This is a genomic window from Enterobacter sp. HK169 (assembly GCF_001719105.1).
Taxonomy (GTDB): Bacteria; Pseudomonadota; Gammaproteobacteria; order Enterobacterales; family Enterobacteriaceae; genus Enterobacter; species Enterobacter asburiae_B.
In genome coordinates this window covers 1,873,948-1,897,349 of record NZ_CP017087.1, presented here as the reverse complement: position 1 = coordinate 1,897,349, position 23,402 = coordinate 1,873,948, and the positions used below count along the sequence as shown (strand labels likewise).

Here is a 23,402-nt window from a genome sequence, read left to right as displayed (position 1 = left end):
GGGTATGCCCGGCTCTTTTTTAGCTGATTTCGAAATCTTTTAATTCTCCACCTTCAGCAATCAGATTTGAGATCCGCTTCGGCATTCGCCCCTGACCTGACCATGTTTTTGACTCTCCAGTTTCGTCAGTATATCGATACTTCGCGGGGCGGGGGGAGCGCGTCCTTTTAGCCTTACCCGGAGAGCCAATAGCAGCTAAAAGTTCGGAGGGGTCGATACCCTCATCAAGCATCATCTGACGAAGTGTTTCCAGTTTATCGCGGCGCTGACTTTCATTTGCAAGACGTAATGTCTCTTCTTCTCGTCGTTCTATAAGAATAATTTTAAACTTTTCCAGAACATCTTCCAGTACATCTAATGACATTTCACGAGTCTGAGAACGTAAGGTACGGATATTGTTTAACTGTGTAAGAGCATCTGACATAAAGAGACCTTTTAAAGTTTTTTCGTTGTTCAGCAAATACCAATGTCGACGGTTGCTCATCAATCCGATTTTTCTTACTGAGCATTTTAATCCGATTGGTACATATTGTTATTAACGAGGTTTAGACTACTTATATAAATCTCTTATCGCAAGACAAAATTAAGAAGAATGTGCAAGAACTAAATTACAACTCCTACGAAATGTCCATGCATTTTTGAAGGTACTTAAAACTATGATGCCAGGAGTCATCCGGAGAGCCTTTTTATACCCTCATAACTTATTGCTTCAGTCACACCTGATGAGATTTAAAATGAGGAGAGACAGCGCCGCCACTTAGCAAGGTTTTCACAAATGGCAAGATGGCACGCAGGGGGGAGACACCTGCATTTTGTCAGAGGGTAGCGAATTACTCTCTCTTTATAGAGACGTTTCTAAAAAAGTGTAATGTAAAAAAAAAGCCTGCTGTTAGCAGGCCATAAATGCTTTTAACTCATTTTTTGTTCGATTCTGATAAATAGGATAAGCATGCAATTAAACGTGGAGCAGAGAGCATGACAAAAATTCTATAAATATTTCCTGGCCGCATCAAGTATCTCCTGTGACGTTAACTCCCTGTCAGTAGCCACGTAAACAATACCATGATCGCCAGTTAAGGAAGGAAAACCTGCAGACATAATCCGAAGATGTGTTTCTTCACCGTTTGGATATTCCTGCCTGATAGAGGATATACCTTCCAGAACGGTCATGACTTTACAGGATTCAGCATTAAAGAAAACAAGGACTTTAATCATATTCTATTACCCTGTTCTCTCGTGGATATTAACTGGCAGATGCCATTAAGGTCAAAGCCATTACGCACTTCTTATTTAACATGTGGTTAGCTTGTGCTTTTAGACTTTTTATGCAGTAGTACTGCACTTCATCACATCGCTTAGCATACTCATAATTTTGAAAAATATGCTGATCAGATATTAAGAATAAACGACTTTCATCTGATTTAAGTTATGGATCTGTCTACTCAGGAATAATCCTTCATCGTTATCGCAGGCCCACAATGATTTATTTATCGCAAAGTGTTACATTTGCAGCAGCAGGACCCTTGTCTCCGCGGTGAATGGCGAATTCAACTTTCTGACCTTCAAATAAAGTTTTAAAGTTGTCGCCATTAAGTGCAGACAAATGGACAAAGATATCTTTGCTGCCATCAAGAGGAGAGATGAAGCCAAAACCTTTGTCTTCGTTAAACCATTTAACCAGGCCCATAATTCTCGAGGTCATACTGACTCCGTTATACATGATTGTATTGATAGTAAACGTATAAGATTAAACGTATGGACTCAAAAGAGGGGATATCAACGATAGCGCCTGGTAATGAGAACTGCCCGGAAAATTTCTAACTTTCATTAGTACATCGAACTGATGGGATTCATTAAGACACAGGGAATCGATATAAGCAAATTATCTTTTAGCCGTCCAGAGGTCCTGTAGGGAAAATAAAAGTGGCTGAATGCCATTTTCAATGTATAGTCTTTAAGTGTTTTCAATAAGGAATTGACTTGTCCCATAAAATGACAGGAATTGTCAAAAGCTTTGATATTCTTAGTGGTAAAGGCCTCATCATCCCATCTGATGGACGAAAAGACGTTCTGCTTCACATTTCAGCCGTTAACTCTTGCTAATCAGAATTACTCATCCCTGGAAGCCGCATAGAGTCTTGCCGGATAAACGGTCTCAGGGGGCCTGTGGCTGCGAACATTTATCTTTCCTGATTTTCAGTATGTCAAAATAGATAGATTAAAACTTAACCACATGTGGTACGGTGAAGCTCATTCATTGAAAGGTTAATGGTTATGTCTGTTATCAATTACGCAATGAAATTCTTCAGCAGTGCGTCTACTGCCACTGCTGCCTGTCCTGTTTGTGGCTTAAAATCAGTACAACCGTTGTCAAAAATCCGGCTCAACCAAACCATGCTTTGCCCCGGATGTAAGGCTCTGTTTATCTCCCGACGCTAGCTCGACCAAAATCGCAGAACAGAGCTCATGTCCTATACTTATGTTAGATTCCGGCAGCTGTTAAATCCCTGATGCCTGACGCCCATCCTGAGAGAACGTTTCTGAACTGATTTCGCAACTGCTCCTGCGCGCTAACGTCGCATCAGAGCAATGCTATGAAAATGATCCCCAGAGCGTGGTTTAACCGCTCCCGTATTCTGATGAATGCTGCCGAAAACATAACGTTTTCGGCGAACGATCCTGCCGGTGAAAGCTCGCCGCGGTCAGAACTCTTTTCGACCGTCCAGATGGAACGCTACGGCCAGAAGCTGGCGCGGACTCATAAAGTATCACCGGATAGGCATCCTTATTATCTTCTGAAACGGCTTGGCGACAATGAGGCCGTCATTACCCAAAACTGCTATGAGCTTAACGCGGGTAAAAAGACCAGTATCATGCCCGCCGGTGAATGGCTGCTGGACAATTATTATCTGATTGAGGAACAAATCCGCACTGTCCGCCAGCATCTGCCGAAAAGCTTTGGCAAAGGTCTTCCGTCGCTGGTATCGCCGTTGAATTGCCCACGAATTTATCATATTGCATCAGAGGCCATTGCTCACGGCGATGGCCGCTGGGATGCCGCCAGCCTGACCAGCTATCTCACTGCCTATCAACAGGTGACGCCGCTGACGCTGGGTGAAGTCTGGGCGTTACCGGGAATGCTGCGCCTTGCGCTGATTGAAAATCTTCGTCGTATCAGTATGGAAGTGATAAAAGCGCAGCAGGACAGAAACCTTGCTGATACGTGGATAACAAGGATTGTCGAATGCGCAGAGAGTGCGCCTGGTGATTTAATCATGGTGGTTGCCGATATGGCGCGCTCCCGACCTCCGTTAACCAGTGCGTTTGTCGCAGAGCTGGTGCGGCGCCTGCAGGGGCATGGCAACGCGCTGTCGTTACCTCTGACCTGGGTTGATCAGTGCCTTCGGGAACAGGGGATCACCACTGACGTTCTCATACATAGTTTCAATCAGCAGCTTGCCGCCAGCCAGCTGTCCGTCAGTAACAGCATCGCGGGCCTGCGTTTATTGAGTGAAACGGACTGGGCTGATTTCGCCGAAACGATAAGCGTTGTCGAACAGGCATTACGCAATGATCCTGCCGGCATCTATCCCCGAATGCACTTCAATACCCGGGATCATTACCGGCACGTAGTTGAGGTTCTGGCCAGAGACAGCGGTCTCAGCGAGCCTGAGGTTGCTGAGAAGGCGCTGGCGTTTTCAGAGGAAAAAGCGCCCGATACACCGGAGCATCATGTTGGTTATTATCTTGCGGGCGAAGGTCGACAGGCGCTGGATATTCATCTCCTGGCAGACGCCTCAAGGCTCATACGCTTGCGGCACAGTTTCAACAGAATAACCCTGCTGTCATGGCTTGGAAGCCTGGCGTTGCTGACAACCGCAGCGACCGCAGCAATATTGCACGAAACCGCCATGCAGGGCGCAGACTGGCTATTGATCGCGGTGATATTACCTCTGATTATCGCATTAACTCAGTTAATGAGCGATTTGCTCAGTGATGCAACCACCCGTTTTCGCGTTCCTCGACCCTTGCCGGGGATGGATTTTTCAGCCGGTATTCCCGCTGACAGTGCCACCATGTTAGTCATTCCCTGCATGTTGACCAGCCACGAAAGTTTCAGCCAGCTCCTCACCAGTCTTGAAGTCTGCTGGTTGGGGAATGAAAACGAAAATCTCAGGTTCGCGCTGCTCACCGATTTTGCTGATTCTGAAAATGAACCCTCACCGGAAAGTCACGCGCTGCTCAGACAGGCTATCGCCGATACGCAGGCGCTTAATCGCCGCTACCCCTCCGGCCGACCACGTTTTTATCTGTTACATCGCCAGCCTGAATGGAACCCCTCGGAAGGAGCGTGGATGGGCTATGAACGCAAGCGGGGAAAACTGGCGTTACTGAACAGCTGGTTGCGCCATCCCGGAACGCAATTCGTCAGCGTTGCAGAGATGCCTGCCCACCTTTTACCGGGTCACATAAAATACGTCATTACCCTGGACTGCGATACGGTGCTCCCGCGCGATACGGCACACAAACTCGTCGCGACGATGGCGCATCCGCTGAATACGCCTGAGTATGATCCGGTACGCCAGAGGGTTGTCAAAGGATTCGGTATTTTACAGCCCGGTCTTGCGGAGGAGATACCACGCAACGGTCAGGGGCGTTACGCAGCCCTGCGCAGCAGCGTACCGGGCAATAACCCTTATTCGATGATGTCTTCGGATATTTATCAGGATCTCTTTGGGGAAGGCTCGTTTGTGGGCAAAGGGATTTACGATGTTGATATTTTTATGCAGGCCACTACCAACATCTGCCCGGAAAATCTGGTACTCAGCCACGATCTGCTTGAAGGATGCTATGCACGTTCGGGTCTGCTGAGCGAGGTGTTACTGTACGAACAGTACCCTAATAATTATCTGTCGGATGTTGCACGACGTTCACGCTGGATCCGGGGTGACTGGCAACTGCTTAACTGGCTAAAACCACGCGTCAGAAAAGCCGATGGAACCCGGGTCAGGAATCCGCTGACCGCGCTTTCTTACTGGAAATTACTCGATAATCTACGTCGCAGTCTGGTCGCCCCCTCCTTACTGGTATTGCTGTTCTTCACTCTGCTTTGGGTACCCAATCCGGTTTACTGGCTGGGCATACTGTTGCTGATATGGCTGTTGCCAGCCATCCTCTGCATTAGCCACGACCTTCTGCATAAACCTCTGCGTCGCCGCGTGAAGCCGCATCTGTTACTGGTGGGGGCGGGCGCACTAAAGCGTCTGTCAGGTATCAGCCTTAATTTTGCGATACTGCCGCACGAAGCCGGATATTCGCTGAAAGCGATCGCCGTGACGCTATGGCGACTGGGGATAAGCAGGCGTCACCTCAGCCAGTGGGTCAGCCACAGCCAGGACAGCAGTCAGGCCAGACCCACTGTTGCACGTTTTTATCAGGCGATGTGGCTGAACGTTGCCGGTGGCGTGGCGCTGACAATACTGACCGGACAATTTGCCCCACAGCTGCTGGGGATTGCGTTACCGATCGGTTTGGTATGGTGTGTGGCACCGCTGCTGATGAGCTGGCTGAGTCGCCAGCCCGTGCGTAAGGTTTTTTCGCCTAATCAGGAACAAAAACAGCTGTTACGCCAGACAAGCCGTGAAATCTGGGCTTTTTTTGAAACATTTGCCACAGCAAAAGAGAACTGGCTTCCGCCTGATAATTATCAGGAAATACCACAACCGACGGTGGCACACCGAACTTCTCCTACCAATATTGGTCTTTCACTTATGGCTAACCTGACGGCATGGGACTTTGGCTACCTGCCTGGCGGAGAGGTGCTCCGGCGCGTGTCGCTCACGCTCGACACGCTGGATAAAATGGAGCACTACCGGGGCCATCTCTACAACTGGTATGACACCCGTACGCTGGTCCCCCTAAGTCCACGCTATATCTCCAGCGTCGACAGCGGCAATATGGCCGGGCATTTATTGACCCTGCGTGCAGGCCTGTCCGCCATGCGTCATCAGCCTGTTTTAAGCAACCAACAGATACTGGCAGGACTGAACGATACGCTGGATATTCTGGAAAAACAGTGGGGTAAGAACCCACCTGACAGCCTGAGACTGCTGCGCAAGCATTGCCTGAACGCGGTGTCGCTCTCTCCGCAGGCGCTTTTCAGCGAACTGAAAAGCATGCGCACCCAGTGCAACCATCTGACCAGCGCATGTCATCAGGGATCTCCTCTTCAGATGCGCTGGGCTGGACATCTGGAGCATCAACTGGTTCAGCTTTGCCATGAGTGGTCTCTGTTGCTTGGCTGGTTGCCTGCATCCTGGAATGAACAGAAGCTGCCGACGCTGAGCGAGCTTGCCCGTCCGACATTAACCGGTACAGGAACGCCTCCGGCGTCAGTGGCGGAGCAGGCCCGAATGCGACTCAATATTATCACCGAGCTGGAACAGCGGCTGGATGAGCATGCCCGGATGGATTTCGCCTTTCTGTACAGTGAAGCAACCAGTCTGCTCAGCGTCGGTTATAACTGTGACACCAATATGCCTGACAAGAGCCACTACGATCTCCTGCCGTCTGAAATCCGCCTGACCAGTTTTCTTGCCATTGCGACTAATCAGCTGCCTCTTAAAAGCTGGTACGCGCTGGGTCGATTGTTTACCACGATTGATAATGAAACTGCCCTGATGTCATGGAGCGGATCCATGTTTGAATATCTGATGCCGAATCTGGTGATGCCCACCTGGCCCGGCAGCCTGCTCGATGAAATGAGTCAGTCGGCGGTTATGCGCCAGATTCACTGGGGGAAAGAACGCGGGGTACCATGGGGTGTTTCAGAGTCCGGCTATCATGCTTTTGATGTTCAGCATAATTATCAGTATCAGGCATTTGGCGTACCGGGGCTCGGTCTGCGTAGGGGACTTGCCGATGACATGGTTGTTGCTCCTTACGCCACGCTGCTGGCGCTGATGGTTTCCCCACAGAGAGCCTGTGAGAACCTGTTCAGGCTGCAAAAAAATGGTGCACGCGGAGAATACGGTTTTTATGAAGCGCTGGACTATACCCCCTCACGTCTTGCAACCGGTCAGCTCTATGCGGTGGTACAGTCCTGGATGGCGCATCACCAGGGTATGGCATTTCAGGCGCTGGCTCATGTGCTGCTTGACGCCCCCATGACTGAACGCTTTATGTCCAGCACGGTATTCCGGTCAGCGAGTCTGCTGTTACAGGAGCGCGTGCCGGATGCGGTCGATCTGTACAGTCCGCGCCGTCATTTTGAATCTCATGAGGGCATGGTCAAACCCGTCCGCTATGAACCCCGTATTTTCTATAGCGTGGATACTCCCGCCCCGGATATTCAACTGCTGTCCAACGGCCATTATCATCTGATGTTGACCGCGGGGGGCGGTGGTTATAGTCGCTGGAATGATATTGCACTAACGCGCTGGCGCAGTGATACCACCCGTGATAACTGGGGAGCATTCTGCTACATCCGCGATACCCAGACGGGAGATGTGTGGAGCAATACCTGGCAACCGACAGGCTACACCAGCGGACAAGACGAGGAAGTGTTGTTCACCGATGCGGGGGCAGAATTCAGACGCAGCTTCGGGGGACTCAGCGTCAAAACTCAGGTGGTGATCTCTCCGGAGGATGATGTTGAATTGCGACGGCTCACACTGATTCATCGTGGTCGCAAGCCTCGCTCTCTGGAGCTGACAACCTATGCTGAAGTGGTACTGGCACCTGATGCCAGCGATCTGGCACACCCGGCATTCAGCAATTTGTTTATTCAGACTGAGCTGGCTCCTGAGCGTGACGCTATTCTTTGCCACCGGCGCCCGCGCTCACCGGATGAACCGGGCCCTTGCCTGTTTCACATGATGGTGGTGCATGGCGATAACCGACATAACGTGTCGTTTGAAACGGACAGGGCAAGATTTATTGGACGTGGCAGAAACCCTGCGAATGCCCAGGCAATAGAGACGGGAGGGATGCTAAGCAACACGTCGGGCTCGGTGCTGGATCCGATACTGGCAATTCGCAACGCCATCATTCTGCAGCCGGGGCAGCCGGTTACGATTGATATCATTTATGGCATCAGCGAGACCCGTCAGCAGAGCCTGGCGTTGCTGGAGAAATATCGCGATTACCCTATCGCCGATCGCGTCTTTGAACTGGCCTGGTCTCACAGTCTGGTGGTATTGCGCCAGATGAACGCCAGTGAAGATGATGCCACGTTGTTCAATTGTCTCGCCAGCGCTGTGCTTTACCCTGTCCAGGAACTGCGCGCCGAAGGACAGGCGATCGGCCGCAACCGGCGTGGCCAGTCCGGACTGTGGGGCTGGGCAATTTCAGGGGATCTGCCGATAGTGCTGCTGAGTATAACCAGCGAGGAAAGTATCACCTCAGTGACCACACTGATTCAGGCACACCGTTACTGGAGACAGAAAGGGCTGAATGTTGATTTGGTTATCCTGAATAACAGCCCCGGCGGCTACCAGCAGGGATTACAAAATCAGATTATGGAGTTAATTTATGCCGGGTCTGAAGCCAGTCTGCTGGATAAAAAGGGCGGGCTTTTTGTCCGCAACGGTGAGCATCTCTCTGCTGAGGATAAGTTGCTTTTGATGAGCGTGGCCTGTCTTTATCTTGATGACCGCGCAGGGGGTATTATTGAGCAGCTTAACCAGCGTATTCATACCCTGAAATCGCCGGCAAGGGCATTCATTCCGCGTGCTGTGCGCGAGCGTAATCAACATACGGACTGGAGCCCTGATACCAGTCAGTTATGCCATTTCAATGGGTACGGTGGATTTTCTCAGGATGGGCGGGAGTATCAGATCGTCCTTCGGGAAAATGCGCTTACACCGGCTCCCTGGTCGAACATACTGGCAAATTCCCGTTTTGGCAGCGTGATCTCAGAGGCAGGGCAGGCCTATACCTGGTATGAGAATGCCCATGAATACCGGTTGACACCGTGGGAGAACGATCCGGTGAGCGATCGCAGCGGCGAGGCATTTTACCTGCGCGATGAAGAGAGTGGGGAGTGCTGGTCGCCGACGGCTTTACCTGTTCGCGGACACGGTGATTACCTGACACGCCATGGTTTTGGCTACAGCGTTTTTGCCCATCGTGAGAGTGGTATAGACAGCGAGTTGACGGTCCTGGTTGCCGAAGCGGATCCGGTTAAACTGGTGCTCCTGACACTCAGTAACTCTTCGGGACGGACACGTCAACTTTCCGTCACAGGCTATGTAGAGTGGACGCTCGGAGAAACACGAACGCGCTCAGCCCCTCACATTGTGACACATGTGGCCAGAACGCCCGGCGGCTGCGGGGTGCTTGCGAATAACTTTTATGGTGATAATGGTGGCGGCCGAACTGCATTTTTTGCCGTCAGCGGTAATGACTGTTCTCTGACAGGGGACCGCCGGGAGTTTATTGGTCGTAATGGTTCCCTTCACGCCCCTTCGGCCATGAAACTGCAAAAGCTTTCTGGTAAGACGGGGGCCGGTCTGGATCCCTGCGGAGCGGTGCAATCGGCGGTTACATTAATTGACGGGGACCAGAGGACGTTTATTTTTATCCTCGGCACAGAGGAGAATGATGTTTGTGCTCAGGAGACGCTGGCCCGCTACATGAACGAGGATACGGTCCGCCAGGAGCTGAACCGGATTCATAATCACTGGCACAATGTTCTCGATAAAATCGTAGTTAACACCCCCGACACGTCCGTAAATTTACTGGTTAATGGCTGGCTGTTGTATCAGACGGTCGCCTGCCGTCTTATGGCCCGGAGTGGCTACTATCAGTCTGGCGGTGCATTTGGTTTTCGCGATCAGCTGCAGGATACGCTGGCTCTGAGCCACGCTGCTCCGGACCGGATGCGTGAACAGATAATACTCTGTGCATCACGGCAGTTTATCGAGGGGGATGTGCAACACTGGTGGCACCCGCCACACGGCAACGGTGTGCGTACCCGCTGTTCCGATGACTATCTTTGGCTGCCGCTTGCTGTTTGCCACTATGTTGAAACGACGGGGGATATGGATGCACTGGAAATACGCATTCCTTATCTGGAGGGACGCTCGCTTCAGCCTGGTGAAGAGTCTGTCTATGACACGCCGGTCATCAGCGGCACCGAAGAGACACTCTGGTTACACTGCGTCAAAGCTATTCACTATGGACTTCGCTTCGGGGAGCATGGCCTGCCGCTGATGGGGGCTGGTGACTGGAATGACGGGATGAACCGGGTGGGTATCGAAGGCAAAGGTGAAAGCGTCTGGCTGGGCTTCTTCCTGTACGACATTTTGCAGCGGTTTGCAGCGCTGGCGGAGCGCAGGCTGGATGAAAGCGTCGCCGCGATGTGCCGTTCACAGGCTCTGCGCCTGCAAAGTAATCTCGAAGCCCACGCCTGGGATGGGGAATGGTACCGGCGCGGGTATTTTGACGATGGTACTCCTCTGGGATCGAAAACCTCACAGGACTGCCGGATTGATGCGATTGCGCAGAGCTGGTCTGTATTGTCCGGCGCCGCGAGCCCGGGACGGTGCGCAAAGGCCATGCAGGCGCTGGATAAGCACCTTGTGGATAACGAAGGAGGGCTGATCAAACTGTTAACGCCTCCTTTCGACGGACACGGCCCAAATCCGGGCTACATACAGGGGTACCTGCCCGGTGTGCGGGAAAATGGAGGGCAGTATACGCATGGCGCCATCTGGGCAGTAATGGCCTTTGCCCGAATGGGGAATGCCGAACGAGCCTGGCAACTCTGGTCAATGCTCAACCCTATAAATCATACCCTGAATGCGGACTCTGTCGGGATTTATAAAGCTGAGCCTTATGTCATGAGTGCTGATGTCTACAGCGTCGCTCCCCATACCGGACGTGCAGGGTGGAGCTGGTATACCGGTTCCGCAGGCTGGGCCTGGCGTTTACTTACCGAGGAATTACTGGGGATAAAACGTTCCGGCACTGACTTTAGTGTTCATGCCGGGTTACCGGATGAGTGGTCGTCTTTTTCTATGGCATATCAATATGGTGAAAGCCATTATCAGATTAGTGTTTCACGCGGCGATGCAGAATATTGCGTGACGCTGGATGGTGTTCTCCTCCCTGATGACAGAATACCGCTGAAGGATGATGGACAAAACCATACGGTTGAGATCATTCAGAACTGACACTGATCCCGGAGGTGCATTAACGTCTGCCGTTAATGCGCTGATTATCCCTGAGAACATCAATCGCAGTCTGCATGGCGATTTTGTCATCCCGCCTTTTTTGTTTGTCCTGCATGACCTGAAGGTATTCCAGCAAGGTGCGGGTATTAATCGGTCGGCCCTGTTTACCCACAGCCAGCACGGCTTCGCCAAGAATAATTTTCACAGGCGGTAGTTGTGCCGGATACCAGTCAAGGGTGTCTTCTGATTTCATCTTAAATTTCTCACGGAAGGGTAGTGTACCATAAATCAGACGTTCAATTTTCAATATCTGATAACCTCATTCAGACACAACTTAACATAACTTATGCCAGTTATTTTTATATTAAAGCGTATAATAATTACTGTATTCCTCAGAGAATTATTTATGTCTTATACAAATGGGCTCAGGTATTTTAAAGAAAGACCGGTTCATGTTGCCTGCCCGGTATGCGCACACAGAGCCGATCAGAAAGCAGGTAAACTAAGAAAAGATGCGGTTCTTGAGTGCCCTGCCTGCGGACTGTTGTTCAGACCTTCAGAATGCTGGTGTATCGGCGGCTGATCAGCTTCTGCCACTTAACGTCAGTGATGTCGGAAAATGGCAACGTTCCTCGTGTACTGCAGTTGTCGAGGGTATTATAATGAAATCTAAAAAATCTGTTTTTATTGAAGGGCATATCCTGTCGAACAGCTGTCACGGACAGGCTGGCCAACCTTTCTGTATTCACCGGGTCAGGTTTAGTAATGGTAAATATGCGATTATTCGGGTGGCATCCGGGATATGTTTCAAACCAGGCGAAATTATTCAACGAAACGATTGTGAGTGGTTTTATAAACTTACCAAAATTCGGCTTCTTTCTTTTGAGTACGTTGATGATGATGAATCAAGAAGACAATTTCTTGAGTATCAATGATAAAACATGGATTTATAACAGAATAACTTTGCTGGCTTACAATTCATTCCTGACTCTTTAAATCCTTTACCAGTCATTGCAAAAATATTTTTTCTGAATTTAGATGGGTTTAAATTGTCTAAAACAAAATGTATCGCTAAAGACGAATTGCCTCATTGTTTTCCTTTTGCGTTATAACCTTCATTAGCATTAAGGAAATTTATGGCACAGACTTTTACTCATAATTTACTTCATCCTCGCCACTGGCTTACCTGGTCTGGTTTGGGTCTGCTGTGGCTTCTCGTTCAACTTCCTTACCCGGTTTTACATATTCTGGGTTCTGGCCTTGGAAAAATATCCAGACCCTTTCTGAAACGCCGGGAAGGAATTGCGATTAGAAATATTGAACTGTGCTTTCCCGAGATGACACCGTTTGCCCGGAGCCAGATGGTCAATAAAAACTTTGTTTCTCTCGGGCTGGGACTGATGGAAACAGGTATGGCCTGGTTCTGGAGCGATGCGAGAGTCAAAAAATGGTTTGATGTCGAAGGGCTTGAAAACCTGACCGGTGCGACAAGGGGAGTAATGGTTGTCGGGATTCATTTTATGTCCCTTGAGTTGTGTGGAAGAGTAATGGGGTTATGCCATCCTATGATGGCAACGTATCGTCCACACAATGATCCATTAATGGAATGGGTACAGACAAAAGGGCGTATGCGTTCAAATAAAGCTATGATTAATCGACGTAATTTATCTGGTTTTGTTCATGCGCTAAAAGCTGGTGAAGCCGTTTGGTTTGCACCAGACCAGGATTATGGGTCTAAAGGAAGCGTTTTTGCACCTTTTTTCTCGGTAAAAAAAGCAGCCACGACGAACGGAACGTATGCTCTGTCAAAACTCGCTGGTGCACACTTGATCACACTTAGCATGATTCGACGTAGCGATAAAAAAGGTTATCACATGTATATCAGCAATCCGTTGTCAGGCTATCCAGGGGAAGACAAGGTCGCCGCAGCGGCTTATATGAACAAGATCATCGAGCGTGAAATTCTCCGTGCTCCTGAGCAATACCTGTGGATGCATCGCAGGTTCAAAACGCGTCCTGAAGGCGAAGTCTCTTTATACAAATGAACCACTCTACTTGTCATGAGCCAGAATCTATCTTTCTTGCCACTGCGTATTTGTAAAAAATGCGATAAGGAATTTTCGATCGGATTCATGCTAACGATGGGTTGACTGACAGCCAAGGTTAATCAATTAAACCGGTTCGGATTTGAAGGTCCGTTTTTCGCTTATAGCTGCCATTCAAAGCGATAATAATTTTTGTATATTTTCTCTTCCACATGATGTCAGTTATCGGGAATGGTTTGACTATCCAGCAGGCATAGCATCCTTTACAGCTCGACAAACCGAACGCTCCGATAGGGTATGCAGGCACACGGATGGCGTGTAAAGCAGAGTGAAAAAGATGATCGATTAAACCGATCGATTTTATAAAATTGATCTGCAAAATGAATTATCCGGCACGCTAGTGCCTGTGCTAAATTCCCAGCAATTCATTTAACGTATTGTTTATTAGTTTATTTCCTGTCCTCTGGTGGGCGCCCTTCTTTTGTCCTGCGGGCACGGCATGGGAATGCGACAGCAGGTGATGGAATGAAAAGATGTGCCCGATGTAACAAGAAAAGAAGCATTCTGGACCGGATTTTCGGGCTGGATAAAGAATTTTGTGATGGCTGTCTGATGGTGGTTAACCAGGAAATCAGAGAAAAACGAGTGGTGTCCACACCAGCACGAAAATCACCGGGACGCTCTTCCTGACAATGTTTCGTACCCGGCAGATTATTGCCTCTGATGGGGTAACAACTCTGAAGCTTCCCTCTGTTTACATTCCCTTTGATCAATGAAAATCAACATCGATATCAGCGTCATCATTCCTGCCTTCAATGCAGTTGACAGCATCGGGGCTCTGGTCCATACACTGCTTGGCGAAACAACGCTCAGTACTGAAATCATTGTTGTGGATGACGGTTCAACCGACGAAACATGGACGCTACTCAGCGCCATTACAGATGAACGGCTTATTCTCATTCGTCAGGAAAATCAGGGCGTGTATGCTGCCCGTAATGCTGCACTGGCGATTCACCGTGGTGAATGGGTGGTGTTCCTGGATGCGGATGACCGGGTTGCGGCAGATTTTCTGCAGGAGCGGCTGCGCACAGCCCGCGAAGCACAGGCCGATGTCGTCCTTTTCAATGCCCGGCATACAGACAGCGCCGGACATCTGCGGCATACCGTTCACCGCAGACAGCCTTACGGTCAGACGCTGACGGGTCAGCAGTGGATACGCCATTGCGTCAGTCAGAGGGAATGGCCGCATTATCTGTGGCTGCAGATAATCCGTTCAGCGTATATTCGCGAGCATGACCTGCGATTCCAGGAAGGGAAAAGCCACAAGGACATTCTCTGGACGATACAGCTTGCCGCCGCAGATGGCCGATTTTATTTCTCTGACAGACAGGATTACCTGTGGGTGAATAACCCGGCGTCAATTACCCACCGCCCGGATTATTACGATATCCGCGCGTTCAGCTATTGCGACGTGATTGCAGATATTCTGGCACTCAGTACACAGACGCAGTACCGATCTGTCAGACGAGCGCTGGTCAGGCATGCGCTGGTGGAAAGCCGCCATTTTCTGGGCCTGTACCGGCGCAGGGTGAATGACCGGCTGGCGGTCCGGGCGCGTTTTCGTGCGCGGATAGCCTTTCGCCATCTGGTATCCGGCGTGAGCAACCTGAGCGATGTCTTTTTCCTCCTGAAGCTGGTCCGCAATATTTATCTGCCTGGTGTCCGCAATACTCCCGTAGCCGTTTCGCAGGTGCGGCGTTAATCCATGGATATCGCAACGCTTCTGGCGCGGTCGTGGCAAACTGCGACAACGGGTGATGACTCCATTCGCTCCGCCAGGGATATCGTCGAACACTGGTATGATAAAGGCGGTGACCTCACCCGACGGACCCGACGGTTTATGCTGCGGGAATGCCTGTGGATAGCCGCACATTACCGGGACACTGAAACGGTACTCACCCGACAGTTTCGCCTGCTGGCCGTGTTACTGTATCTGGGCGGTTATTTTCCGAAAGGAAATGTCGACGGTATGCTCCCGGAGAAATGTTTCATTTTACTGAACGCCCCGGAATTAAGCCCCATCCTGACAGACGATACGGCCCCTGATGTTCTGGCGGCGTCCTGCCACACCCTCTTCTACCTCAGACGGATATCTCCGTTAAGGTGTTACCACCATACGCGCTGTCTGAGCGAACATCTTTTTCAACTAATGGAGATCTGATAAAAGCGCCAGTCTTTGTACTGGTACCTGAGGGGCTGATCGCTGACGGTGTTGGCGTCAACGATCAGGGCTAACGTCATTATTTCCCTCCGCTGAATCTGCCACCTGTGATGTCAGTAACGGTTTTATATCCCTTGCGGGTCATCAGCCCGGTAGCCTTCCGGTCTCGGAGCATATCAAGGCTGCCGATAAACGGAGACTGCTCTTTCACGCTGAAGCCGTGACGGTCAGTACGCACCAGGTCGTACTTTTCCACGATAAAATTCACAGCGTCACACAGTGAGATTCCCGCATCAATGTGTTTCTGGATCATACTGTCGTTGCCAAACGGTGTGTCGTTGAGGGTAAGGCCGTAGTGTTGCTCCAGCAGATACTCCAGTAATTTTTGCCAGATTTTGACTGATGACAGACGTGACGATGCCGCCCTTTGAGGGGGCAGGGATTGTATTTGCATGGTTTGCTCTCTTTTGACGAAGGAAAAGCGTCCGGGGTTTATGCGGTTGTTGCAGACGCCGGATAAATTACGATATACAAATAGCCACAGGAACCGAGCGTATCGGCCTTACATATCAGCCCTTTTGCATGGAGCGTGATGCAGCGCTGAATGCGGGGCATGAGTTCGCTGCTGGTCAGCATGAGCTCCATCTGCTTCATCAGTAACGGAAATGCCTGGTCCAGATGGCGTAAATCTGAGTCATTAAATGTCCCGGTGGTGCTGGCGCGGTCAGCAAGGTAATGCAGGCGGTTACCCTCCTGTACCAGCCGGGCACCAAAACATGGCGTGACGTTGCGTCTGAGGCCCCACCAGGGTTCCGCGATGTTATGGTTGATTACACGGGTTGCTTTCTGCATGTAAGTACTCCTTAACGGTGAGTTAATTCAGGGTGACGCTGCGCAGGATCACATACGGACCGTTGCGGTCCTGTCGACGTTCAGCAAACACGGCCAGTACACCCCGGATATCCTGCACTTCCCTGCCGTAGTAATGGCAGATACTGCCGGACCACTTATATTTCCCGGTACAGAAGCGAAACAGCCGGGACTCAGAATGCTGGCGGTATATCGCCATTGCCTGACGTTTGCTGATGATTTTCATCGTTATTCTCTCCCTAAAGCCAGCCACGCTCGGCAAACGAGACGATGTCCATGCCTCCCACTACCAGGTGGTCCAGCAGACAGATATCCACGAGTTTAAGTGCCTGCTTCAGATGGTCAGTAAGCAATCTGTCGGCATGGCTGGGTTCGGCATAACCTGACGGATGATTGTGTGAAAGCACGATGGCAGCCGCGTTGTATTTCAGTGCTGCCTTTATCACTTCACGGGGATGTACCTGCGTATGGTTGATGGTGCCGGTGAAGAGCGTTTCATGGGCAATAAGACGATGCTGGTTATCGAGGAAGAGCACCATGAATACTTCACGCTCCAGTGTGGCGAGCTGCAGGCGAAGCCAGTCGCGAACTGCATGGCTGGAGGTAAATGCCTCGCCGGGCTCGCGTAACTGGCGTTCCAGCAGGGTCAGAGCGCGTCTGATGGTGCGCTGCGCGGTGGGAGATATTCCCCCGCTGTCAGGGGGACACGTGGTGATATTCATTTGCTTTTCCTGTCTGTTGACGCGTTGGGAGGAGATGTGTTGTACAGTTTTTCGGCAACGACGAACTCGTCGTGCAGGGATTCAAACCATCACCAGATATGGAAGAGAGGGGTACCCGTCAGGAAATGCAGGAAGGGTTCGTCGGTCACAAGGTCACCGTCCTCATCCCTGACCGTTGTATTCCTCAGCGTATCCCACAGGGCATTAAGGTGAGACAGTTCATACGGCATGGCGGGATGCTCAGTCGATAATGCGCATGATGGCGCTGCATTCTGCGTGGTTCAGCGCATAGTCACGCAGACGCCAGTAATGTTCCGTCATGGAGTCGCATTCCGTGCGGCAAGCGTGATGACTGTAAGCGATAAGACAGACTGCAATCCCTGCAGCTTCGGCGCTCATGTCTGAGGCGTTGCCGTTCATGGCGTTGAACAGCGACCAGAAGACATCGTTGTCCGTTTCCGGAACCATGAAGGCCCCGCCGTTGCTGAGAGTATAAAAATTCCAGACACCGCCGCTGTAGTCAGCGCAGAACCGATCCATCCAAGCAAAGACCTGCGGTTCAAGGGTTATCCACTGCGGGATGTTGCCAAAGTGCTGCGGCCAGAACTCCACACGCTGTTCGTCTGGTACGGGCGCGGCTGTCAGAGCATGTGCAGAACCGTTATCGTCAGCCTGCAGAGGTAGCTGATTTTTATCGTTAATATTAATCATGTCGGTCATGTTAATTTTTCCTTATGCATGGAGATGTTGAATGGAAGACTCGGGCCGGGGATTGATTTCGGTGGCGGGGCGCGGGTTATTACCCGCCCAACAGGCCCATCATGTTTTCGGCCATCACCCAGATCGCACGGTTTAACTTAACGTCGCCATCAATCCCGTTTACTGCGCGGGTATGGGTACGTTTACCCTGCGCGGTACGGCCACTTAGCCCGCCTTTCAGCAGGTTTTCCTGAATGCGCTGGTAGGTAGTCCACAGGTCATCGCTCTCGTCCTGCCAGCGGCGAGGTGCAAGGATTTGCGATTCAGTCACTGGCTGGTACTCTTCCCCAAAACGGTAGGCCAGCGCCGCTTTAGCAAGTGCATGCTGTGCTGGTGACGGGAGTTGCAGGGACTGCATAGCGTCACGTTTCTCTTCCACCCGGTCAAAGACGCTGAGCACCTCATAGGCACCCTCAATCACCTTCCCGACGACATCCCCCCTGTGTGGCACGCGGATCTCGCCAAACGACTGTCCGCAGACGAGCGAATTAGTGCAGACACTTCGGAATATCCCCGGCAGTAACTGAAAACTCGACGCGCCATCGTGCGAATTCAGAATGATGATTTCCGGCACCTGCTGACCGTTTATCTGACCGGCACGACGCAGGCGCAGCATATGCTTTGTATGTTCCCGTCGGCTCTGGTCGCGCACTCGTGACTGACAGGCAAAGAATGGCCGGAACCCTTCGCGTTTAAGGTTCTCCAGCAGGGTGATCGTGGGTATGTAGGTGTACTTTTCGCTTCTGGAGTCGTGCTTGTCTTCCCCAAAGATGCTGGGGACATGCTGCATCAGTTCTTCGTGGGTTAAGGGACGGTCACGGCGAATCTGGTTCACCCGACCAAAACGGCTGGCTAATCGCATAGTTGATTCCTCATCTGGTTAATCTGAAGGCATAAAAGCAAAAGCCCCTGCTCCGTGAGGAGGCAGGGGCTGGATGTGTTGTTCTCAATGAACGGATAGGGCGGGATTACAGCGTATCCAGAATCTTCAGTATCTGCGCCATCAGGGCGGAGATAAGTGCAGTGACCAGCAACGTGACCGCTTCCCGGGCTGTATCAATGCAGTCGTCATCGTAACCGGCCTGACGAAAGCGGATTTCAATATACTGCCGGGCATGATGTCCGCCGCACCAGGTCAGCGCCTGGCTCAGGGCGGTCACCAGCATTTTCAGAAAGGTCATAGGATTTACTCTGGACTGCGCAGCGGCAGCCCGTTGGTCATGTGGCATTTTTTAGGTTGGGAAACGTTAATCAGGGGCGGGGACTCAGTGGTAAGTGTAACGCCATCCCCCCTTATCAGTAGTGACGACGACTTCTGAAGCCACGCAGTTATTATAAAAACTCACGCTGACGGACTGCCCGTAACGCAGGGTGGCAGGCAAAATAGTTTCTTTATTACTGGAGTACAGATATTTCTGGTTGGCAATGCGACAGTTTCCCCGGTTCACGTCAATATTTTCGACTTTCACGGTGTTATCCAGTGCAGTGACCACGACCGTGACGTAGCGTGTTCCGGCAGGGTGAACCTGATTACTGGTCTCCACTTTGATGGATGGCGTTGGCTCTGCCAGCGCCAGGGCTGATAGTGCAAACAGTGCGGGCACCAGCATGTGTTTAAATTTCATAAACTGTTCCTTTTAAAAATAACGTAATCAACAGGTATTAAATTCAGATGCAGGCTAGAGTGCATCTTTACCCACGCAGCCGTGGGTCCCGAATACTGGCAATACCTTTGCTGCCCCAGCCAGCGTGAATGTGGCATCCTTAACACCGTCTCCGGTTACTGAGACCTGTTTGCCATTACGTAGCTGAGCCCAGGCCAGCGCCAGGTTATTACCGCCCACTCGACTGCCAGATTCGCTGATGTCGATGGGGGCTCCACCGTCGATACTGACCTGAAGGCTTTTATCTTCATCCATACTGACCTGATGCCCGCTGGCGTCAGTGAATATGACCGTGGCCGGTTGCGAGCCGTAATCCTCACAGGTCAGAGACAGTTGCGATTGACTTTCCCCATTGATAACAAACTCTGATACTCCTTGGCCCCAGCCCCGGGTCCAGGTGGTTTGATTACCGAAGGCCATTGCCACTGCCGGTACCAGCGCACAGGTCAGTAGTAAAGGGTGAATCATTTTTCTGTTCATTTTTGTGCACCTCTGGTTTTCGTAAAACGCTACCCGGAAAGGGTATCTGCATGATTTTTAGTAGAAGACAGACAGTCATAAGCATCCCGTTGGGATTTTATAGCTGCAAAAAAGAAGGGGATAACGATGAAATTCGATCGAACCGATCGACAAAATTGATCGTGGTTCAGTAAATATATTTACCGTAAACCTCGCCCGAGTTTATCGATGGTCCGGTTTCACTTCAGAAGGGTGATATATATCTGAGATTTTATTGAACACAGGCTGAGGAAATGCATCACTGAGGCGGTATGGCGCAGACACCGTCCTCTGTGACAGGAGGAACACTAAAAAAGCGGTTATAGAAGAGATTACAGGCTCTGTGGTCGCTAGTGTCAATGTGAAAATATTTTGCCATGTACTGGCTGAGTATATGCTGAAATTCGTCGTAGATTTGTTGAGACCCCCGCTTGTGCTTCACCCTGATTTCATCAACTAAACGATAACATTGCTCCAGCAGGCGGTCGCCGTCGCCGTTCAGCAACGCATGAAACGCGGCAACGGCAAATAATTCATTCGCAGGCCCGGCATTAAGCCAGATGCTGACTTCGGTACAAACCAGCGTTTCCCATAGTGACATCAAATTCAGGCGTAAGGCTTCCTCTTTTAACAGACGGGTTAGTGGAGGAAATGCGTAAATATCAGTGTCAAATAGCCTGCGTGACAGACTTAAATCAGCAAAGGCAAGATGCTTAACTCCGTACAATGCTTCCTGTACAGCATCTGAACCGTATTTATCCGTTAACGCTTTCAGTAAGGTCGATTTAACCGGTTGAGGTGTTTCCATTGCTTTTATGCCACTCAGCACTCCTGACTGACAGCAGGGGATAAAATCCTTCATCATCCGGTTTATAGCAGCAGGTGCGATGATAATGTTTCTGGCGATATTTGCACCGCCCTTAGAGTTAGGGTAAATGTGGCATAGCTCAAGATCCAGCCAGGGGATTAACCTTTTTGGCGTATCAGCAACTCTGTGCCCGTTCAGCGTATTATACGTTTTCTGGTGGTCAGCTTTGCGCTGATATAACCGAATGAGGTCTGCAATATCCGTCGGACCGGTGATACTCCCCAGTCCAAGGGAATTATTTTTTAGCATAGCTTCCACATTGAGCCAGTAAGAGTGCTTAACCAGTCTTATAATAGCATCGTCATCGATTAACCTCCGGGCTTTATCCCGATGTTCCTTACAACAATAAAACTGATTGCGGGTTTCAGATATACTGATACCACAGGCGGGATACTGGCATATTAATGCTGCTCTTTCCGTTCGTCTGGCTGCATTTAACTGTCTGCCCTGATAATGTGCCTGGCATAGCCGTAATATCCGTTCGGCGGGTGAATGGCCGATCTGTGCCATGCAGTTATTTCTTTTACATACGGCCATAATTAAACTCTTATTTAATGTGGTAATATCTTTGCTTTTATTGTTAATAATAATGATGCTATTTTTATATGTCATTAAATATATTTATTGATCAATATTAATTAAATGTTAATGTATTTGTCTCAAATGAGTAAGAAATACACTAGCAAAACACATTGTGTTAAATTACATGTTTTGATGGCTGTTAATGGTTCATATCCACAGAGCTTTCCACCAGTCGTCATTATCTGTTTTTTAGCACTGTATTCTGAGAAAACCCCGCGCGGATTGCGACCAGTCACGACTGGCGCGGGGTTTTTGCCTCTGTGGCTGTTTTTCGAAGACATTTAACCGGTTTACGCTCTGGCCATTCGGGTCTCTGTAGTGAGGTGTCCCGATTAATATTCCAGCCTGTTAAAGTCAAAGTATTCAAAACCATACCTACCAGTAACATTCTCTGGCGATGCAATAATCGGATTATGTCCGTTCTCCAGGAATGCCGGTGGAATACACCATGAGTGGCGATCTTCCTGGGAAGGCATGGCAATATACACCGCAGAATGACGGCCCGGACGAATAAAACAAATCAGACCCAGTGCGATTAACTGCTCCAGAACAGATTGTGATTTACTGGCGTCACGCAACCGATTCGGGCCGTTCCGGTTTACCTCATTTTTCCTGAATGGATATCCCTTATCATCGAGAAATTTCTCCTTAAGCCACCTGAACATCTCGTAAACGTCTTCCATAAATGCATTCCGTTCAGAAGAAGGGAAAAAAAGCCTTTCCGCTTCTTCAAGATGCCATTCCACAATGTTGAAGGCGGCCTGGATTACCCCCCGCGAAATACATAAACTCTCAGGTGAATACATATATGTCAGGATGGCCGCAACCCTGAGGGCATTCGCCCCCGCTTTGGCTGCAATTTCACTGATATGTTCCATCTGTTGTCCGGGGGCTGCTTTACGGCTGAGCTCTGACTGTTTTTCTGCCCAGTAAGCGGTCGCATCATCAGATAACCTGAGCGTTTGTTTCTGCGAGTCGTTACTATAAAAACGCACCTTCTGCTTATCAAGTAACTGGTTAATTTTCTGGTGGAATACATTTAATGCTTCATCAGACTGAGCGTGACCTGTATTGGTGCGGCGACGACCCAGCGTGCTGATGGTATTGATGTAAAGAAACCGTGACAGAAAACCACTTCCCTTGCTGAGTTCACCGTGGTTGCGGCAGTAATTTTCAAAGACCGGAGGCTGAACCATTAATGCCAGGGTCAGACAGGCATTGATATCGTACTCTTCGCCGCCCGGGCGGTGGTATTCATAGGTCTCCCCGTCCCAGGCTTTATTCAGTAAACCGAGGTTGTTTTTCAGATACCCTTTAAAAAAGGTAATTGCCTCATCTGAGACCACCCCGGCTTCAGAGTACCGGCTCAGACCTTCCAGGAGCGCCTTTGCGGTGGTGTCATCATAAAGCATCGCCAGACGGGCTGGAGGCTGCTGCCGGGTTTCTGCATGCTCATCTAACAGCCGTTCTTCTTCCATCCCCTCATAACCGTTTTTGATGGCAGTGTACAGATTACTGGTCAGTGCTTTCTGGTGTATTTTCCAGATATTGTCAGCACGCAGGTGCGTCTTCATCAGACTGTCGTGCTGCTGCTTCATTTGCTCAGAGAACCGGTAAAAAGGTTTCATCACTTTTTTGCTGATACTGGTCTTACCTTCTCCTGAGACCGCCAGCGTCAGTAGATACAGTGCACAGTGCATCGGATCCGATGAGTGTGGTGGTACCACCTCAATATGAGCCTGACAGGCGAGGGAAGCGGCTGCCAGTACGGCCCCCGCTATCAGTTCCGCCGGGATACCCGTCTCGTTATAAAGAGCATCAATGACATCCCGCATCACCGGCGGGAACGCGAAGACAGGGTAACCCTCCGGGGTTCTGTTTTGTACGGGAATATAAGGCTCCGGCATTTTCGGAATGACAGTGTATGGCAGTAAATTCTGCATGTAATATTCTCCTTGGTTACTGTTTTCAGTAACGGGTTAGTTGTGAATATAAT

The 23,402-nt window shown here is 50.2% G+C and carries 23 protein-coding genes and 1 pseudogene; 8 read left to right on the top strand and 16 right to left on the bottom strand.

Features of this window, described 5'->3' with window-relative positions; all coding sequences use genetic code 11:
• Positions 1–19: 19 nt before the first annotated feature.
• From EnteroDNA1_RS08935 to EnteroDNA1_RS08925, 3 genes are all read right to left on the bottom strand, one after another.
• Positions 20–424 carry an H-NS family histone-like protein gene (locus EnteroDNA1_RS08935; RefSeq protein WP_024274587.1) on the bottom strand — a complete coding sequence of 135 codons (405 nt, stop codon included), beginning with the start codon at positions 422–424 and terminating at the stop codon, positions 20–22.
• 563 nt (positions 425–987) lie between these two features.
• Positions 988–1,215: a hypothetical protein gene (locus EnteroDNA1_RS08930; protein ID WP_010434226.1), complete on the bottom strand. Its 228-nt coding sequence runs from the start codon at positions 1,213–1,215 to the stop codon at positions 988–990.
• 268 nt (positions 1,216–1,483) lie between these two features.
• The gene (locus EnteroDNA1_RS08925) at positions 1,484–1,702 is read right to left on the bottom strand and encodes a cold shock domain-containing protein (RefSeq protein ID WP_012543040.1); all 219 of its coding nucleotides are present in this window, start codon (positions 1,700–1,702) and stop codon (positions 1,484–1,486) included.
• 278 nt (positions 1,703–1,980) lie between these two features.
• Between EnteroDNA1_RS08925 and cspF the strand changes: the two are divergent.
• The 3 genes and pseudogenes from cspF to EnteroDNA1_RS08920 all read left to right on the top strand — a co-directional run bounded on the left by cspF (position 1,981) and on the right by EnteroDNA1_RS08920 (position 11,177).
• Positions 1,981–2,193 (top strand): annotated as a pseudogene (gene cspF, locus EnteroDNA1_RS21790) (cold shock-like protein CspF).
• A gap of 75 nt (positions 2,194–2,268) precedes the next feature.
• Positions 2,269–2,439 carry a YnfU family zinc-binding protein gene (locus tag EnteroDNA1_RS22575; protein ID WP_305955329.1) on the top strand — a complete coding sequence of 57 codons (171 nt, stop codon included), beginning with the start codon at positions 2,269–2,271 and terminating at the stop codon, positions 2,437–2,439.
• Positions 2,440–2,594: 155 nt separating this feature from the next.
• The gene (locus EnteroDNA1_RS08920; RefSeq protein WP_069303202.1) at positions 2,595–11,177 is read left to right on the top strand and encodes a GH36-type glycosyl hydrolase domain-containing protein; all 8,583 of its coding nucleotides are present in this window, start codon (positions 2,595–2,597) and stop codon (positions 11,175–11,177) included.
• A gap of 19 nt (positions 11,178–11,196) precedes the next feature.
• On the opposite strand, the gene EnteroDNA1_RS08915 is transcribed toward EnteroDNA1_RS08920, so the two are convergent.
• Positions 11,197–11,430: a hypothetical protein gene (locus EnteroDNA1_RS08915; protein ID WP_004132711.1), complete on the bottom strand. Its 234-nt coding sequence runs from the start codon at positions 11,428–11,430 to the stop codon at positions 11,197–11,199.
• A 93-nt stretch (positions 11,431–11,523) separates the two neighbouring features.
• On the opposite strand from EnteroDNA1_RS08915, the gene EnteroDNA1_RS22695 reads away from it, so the two are divergent.
• From EnteroDNA1_RS22695 to EnteroDNA1_RS08895, 5 genes are all read left to right on the top strand, one after another.
• On the top strand, positions 11,524–11,760 hold the full coding sequence (locus EnteroDNA1_RS22695) for a YnfU family zinc-binding protein (protein WP_350308983.1): 237 nt from the start codon (positions 11,524–11,526) through the stop codon (positions 11,758–11,760).
• Positions 11,761–11,839: 79 nt separating this feature from the next.
• Entirely contained in the window at positions 11,840–12,112 is a 273-nt protein-coding gene (locus tag EnteroDNA1_RS22470; RefSeq protein WP_177952593.1) for a hypothetical protein, read from the top strand.
• Positions 12,113–12,313: 201 nt separating this feature from the next.
• Complete coding sequence (gene lpxP / locus EnteroDNA1_RS08905) at positions 12,314–13,222, top strand: kdo(2)-lipid IV(A) palmitoleoyltransferase (protein WP_047058003.1); 909 nt, start codon at positions 12,314–12,316, stop codon at positions 13,220–13,222.
• A gap of 772 nt (positions 13,223–13,994) precedes the next feature.
• Positions 13,995–14,984 carry a glycosyltransferase gene (locus tag EnteroDNA1_RS08900; protein WP_069303201.1) on the top strand — a complete coding sequence of 330 codons (990 nt, stop codon included), beginning with the start codon at positions 13,995–13,997 and terminating at the stop codon, positions 14,982–14,984.
• A 3-nt stretch (positions 14,985–14,987) separates the two neighbouring features.
• Positions 14,988–15,443, top strand: coding sequence for a hypothetical protein (locus EnteroDNA1_RS08895; protein WP_223226960.1), 456 nt, complete (start codon positions 14,988–14,990; stop codon positions 15,441–15,443).
• Positions 15,444–15,522: 79 nt separating this feature from the next.
• On the opposite strand, the gene EnteroDNA1_RS08890 is transcribed toward EnteroDNA1_RS08895, so the two are convergent.
• The 12 genes from EnteroDNA1_RS08890 to EnteroDNA1_RS08840 all read right to left on the bottom strand — a co-directional run bounded on the left by EnteroDNA1_RS08890 (position 15,523) and on the right by EnteroDNA1_RS08840 (position 23,349).
• Positions 15,523–15,897 (bottom strand): TA system toxin CbtA family protein, encoded by a 375-nt coding sequence (locus EnteroDNA1_RS08890; RefSeq protein WP_047058005.1) that lies wholly within the window; start codon positions 15,895–15,897, stop codon positions 15,523–15,525.
• A 38-nt stretch (positions 15,898–15,935) separates the two neighbouring features.
• Complete coding sequence (locus tag EnteroDNA1_RS08885) at positions 15,936–16,295, bottom strand: type IV toxin-antitoxin system YeeU family antitoxin (protein WP_047058006.1); 360 nt, start codon at positions 16,293–16,295, stop codon at positions 15,936–15,938.
• Positions 16,296–16,317: 22 nt separating this feature from the next.
• Entirely contained in the window at positions 16,318–16,539 is a 222-nt protein-coding gene (locus tag EnteroDNA1_RS08880; RefSeq protein ID WP_032938028.1) for a DUF987 domain-containing protein, read from the bottom strand.
• A 13-nt stretch (positions 16,540–16,552) separates the two neighbouring features.
• Entirely contained in the window at positions 16,553–17,035 is a 483-nt protein-coding gene (gene radC, locus EnteroDNA1_RS08875) for a RadC family protein (RefSeq protein WP_047058008.1), read from the bottom strand.
• 89 nt (positions 17,036–17,124) lie between these two features.
• Positions 17,125–17,265: a hypothetical protein gene (locus tag EnteroDNA1_RS22570; protein ID WP_226863590.1), complete on the bottom strand. Its 141-nt coding sequence runs from the start codon at positions 17,263–17,265 to the stop codon at positions 17,125–17,127.
• Between the two features lie 10 nt (positions 17,266–17,275).
• Complete coding sequence (locus tag EnteroDNA1_RS08870) at positions 17,276–17,755, bottom strand: antirestriction protein (protein WP_075206252.1); 480 nt, start codon at positions 17,753–17,755, stop codon at positions 17,276–17,278.
• A 79-nt stretch (positions 17,756–17,834) separates the two neighbouring features.
• Positions 17,835–18,656 carry a DUF932 domain-containing protein gene (locus EnteroDNA1_RS08865; protein WP_069303200.1) on the bottom strand — a complete coding sequence of 274 codons (822 nt, stop codon included), beginning with the start codon at positions 18,654–18,656 and terminating at the stop codon, positions 17,835–17,837.
• A gap of 106 nt (positions 18,657–18,762) precedes the next feature.
• On the bottom strand, positions 18,763–18,975 hold the full coding sequence (locus tag EnteroDNA1_RS08860) for a hypothetical protein (protein ID WP_047058010.1): 213 nt from the start codon (positions 18,973–18,975) through the stop codon (positions 18,763–18,765).
• An 84-nt stretch (positions 18,976–19,059) separates the two neighbouring features.
• Complete coding sequence (locus EnteroDNA1_RS08855) at positions 19,060–19,419, bottom strand: hypothetical protein (RefSeq protein WP_004136901.1); 360 nt, start codon at positions 19,417–19,419, stop codon at positions 19,060–19,062.
• A gap of 54 nt (positions 19,420–19,473) precedes the next feature.
• A complete protein-coding gene (locus EnteroDNA1_RS08850) occupies positions 19,474–19,938 on the bottom strand; it encodes a hypothetical protein (RefSeq protein ID WP_004114621.1) in 465 nt (154 codons plus the stop codon).
• A gap of 277 nt (positions 19,939–20,215) precedes the next feature.
• The gene (locus EnteroDNA1_RS08845) at positions 20,216–21,436 is read right to left on the bottom strand and encodes a hypothetical protein (protein WP_224232852.1); all 1,221 of its coding nucleotides are present in this window, start codon (positions 21,434–21,436) and stop codon (positions 20,216–20,218) included.
• A 302-nt stretch (positions 21,437–21,738) separates the two neighbouring features.
• Positions 21,739–23,349, bottom strand: a complete 1,611-nt coding sequence (locus EnteroDNA1_RS08840) for a YfjI family protein (RefSeq protein ID WP_069303199.1) — start codon at positions 23,347–23,349, stop codon at positions 21,739–21,741.
• Positions 23,350–23,402 lie beyond the last annotated feature (53 nt).

Coding starts and splice junctions, on each gene's coding strand:
- EnteroDNA1_RS08925 (WP_012543040.1), bottom strand. CDS start 1,702: ATGACCTCGAGAATTATGGGCCTGGTTAAATGGTTTAACGAAGACAAA.
- EnteroDNA1_RS22570 (WP_226863590.1), bottom strand. CDS start 17,265: ATGCCGTATGAACTGTCTCACCTTAATGCCCTGTGGGATACGCTGAGG.
- EnteroDNA1_RS08890 (WP_047058005.1), bottom strand. CDS start 15,897: ATGCAAATACAATCCCTGCCCCCTCAAAGGGCGGCATCGTCACGTCTG.
- EnteroDNA1_RS08860 (WP_047058010.1), bottom strand. CDS start 18,975: ATGACCTTTCTGAAAATGCTGGTGACCGCCCTGAGCCAGGCGCTGACC.
- EnteroDNA1_RS08920 (WP_069303202.1), top strand. CDS start 2,595: ATGAAAATGATCCCCAGAGCGTGGTTTAACCGCTCCCGTATTCTGATG.
- EnteroDNA1_RS22695 (WP_350308983.1), top strand. CDS start 11,524: ATGCCAGTTATTTTTATATTAAAGCGTATAATAATTACTGTATTCCTC.
- EnteroDNA1_RS08855 (WP_004136901.1), bottom strand. CDS start 19,419: ATGAAATTTAAACACATGCTGGTGCCCGCACTGTTTGCACTATCAGCC.
- EnteroDNA1_RS08915 (WP_004132711.1), bottom strand. CDS start 11,430: ATGAAATCAGAAGACACCCTTGACTGGTATCCGGCACAACTACCGCCT.
- EnteroDNA1_RS08870 (WP_075206252.1), bottom strand. CDS start 17,755: ATGACCGACATGATTAATATTAACGATAAAAATCAGCTACCTCTGCAG.
- EnteroDNA1_RS08885 (WP_047058006.1), bottom strand. CDS start 16,295: ATGCAGAAAGCAACCCGTGTAATCAACCATAACATCGCGGAACCCTGG.
- EnteroDNA1_RS08880 (WP_032938028.1), bottom strand. CDS start 16,539: ATGAAAATCATCAGCAAACGTCAGGCAATGGCGATATACCGCCAGCAT.
- EnteroDNA1_RS08930 (WP_010434226.1), bottom strand. CDS start 1,215: ATGATTAAAGTCCTTGTTTTCTTTAATGCTGAATCCTGTAAAGTCATG.
- EnteroDNA1_RS08850 (WP_004114621.1), bottom strand. CDS start 19,938: ATGAACAGAAAAATGATTCACCCTTTACTACTGACCTGTGCGCTGGTA.
- EnteroDNA1_RS08895 (WP_223226960.1), top strand. CDS start 14,988: ATGGATATCGCAACGCTTCTGGCGCGGTCGTGGCAAACTGCGACAACG.
- lpxP (WP_047058003.1), top strand. CDS start 12,314: ATGGCACAGACTTTTACTCATAATTTACTTCATCCTCGCCACTGGCTT.
- EnteroDNA1_RS08840 (WP_069303199.1), bottom strand. CDS start 23,349: ATGCAGAATTTACTGCCATACACTGTCATTCCGAAAATGCCGGAGCCT.
- EnteroDNA1_RS08865 (WP_069303200.1), bottom strand. CDS start 18,656: ATGCGATTAGCCAGCCGTTTTGGTCGGGTGAACCAGATTCGCCGTGAC.
- EnteroDNA1_RS22470 (WP_177952593.1), top strand. CDS start 11,840: ATGAAATCTAAAAAATCTGTTTTTATTGAAGGGCATATCCTGTCGAAC.
- EnteroDNA1_RS08845 (WP_224232852.1), bottom strand. CDS start 21,436: ATGACATATAAAAATAGCATCATTATTATTAACAATAAAAGCAAAGAT.
- radC (WP_047058008.1), bottom strand. CDS start 17,035: ATGAATATCACCACGTGTCCCCCTGACAGCGGGGGAATATCTCCCACC.
- EnteroDNA1_RS08900 (WP_069303201.1), top strand. CDS start 13,995: ATGAAAATCAACATCGATATCAGCGTCATCATTCCTGCCTTCAATGCA.
- EnteroDNA1_RS08935 (WP_024274587.1), bottom strand. CDS start 424: ATGTCAGATGCTCTTACACAGTTAAACAATATCCGTACCTTACGTTCT.
- EnteroDNA1_RS22575 (WP_305955329.1), top strand. CDS start 2,269: ATGGTTATGTCTGTTATCAATTACGCAATGAAATTCTTCAGCAGTGCG.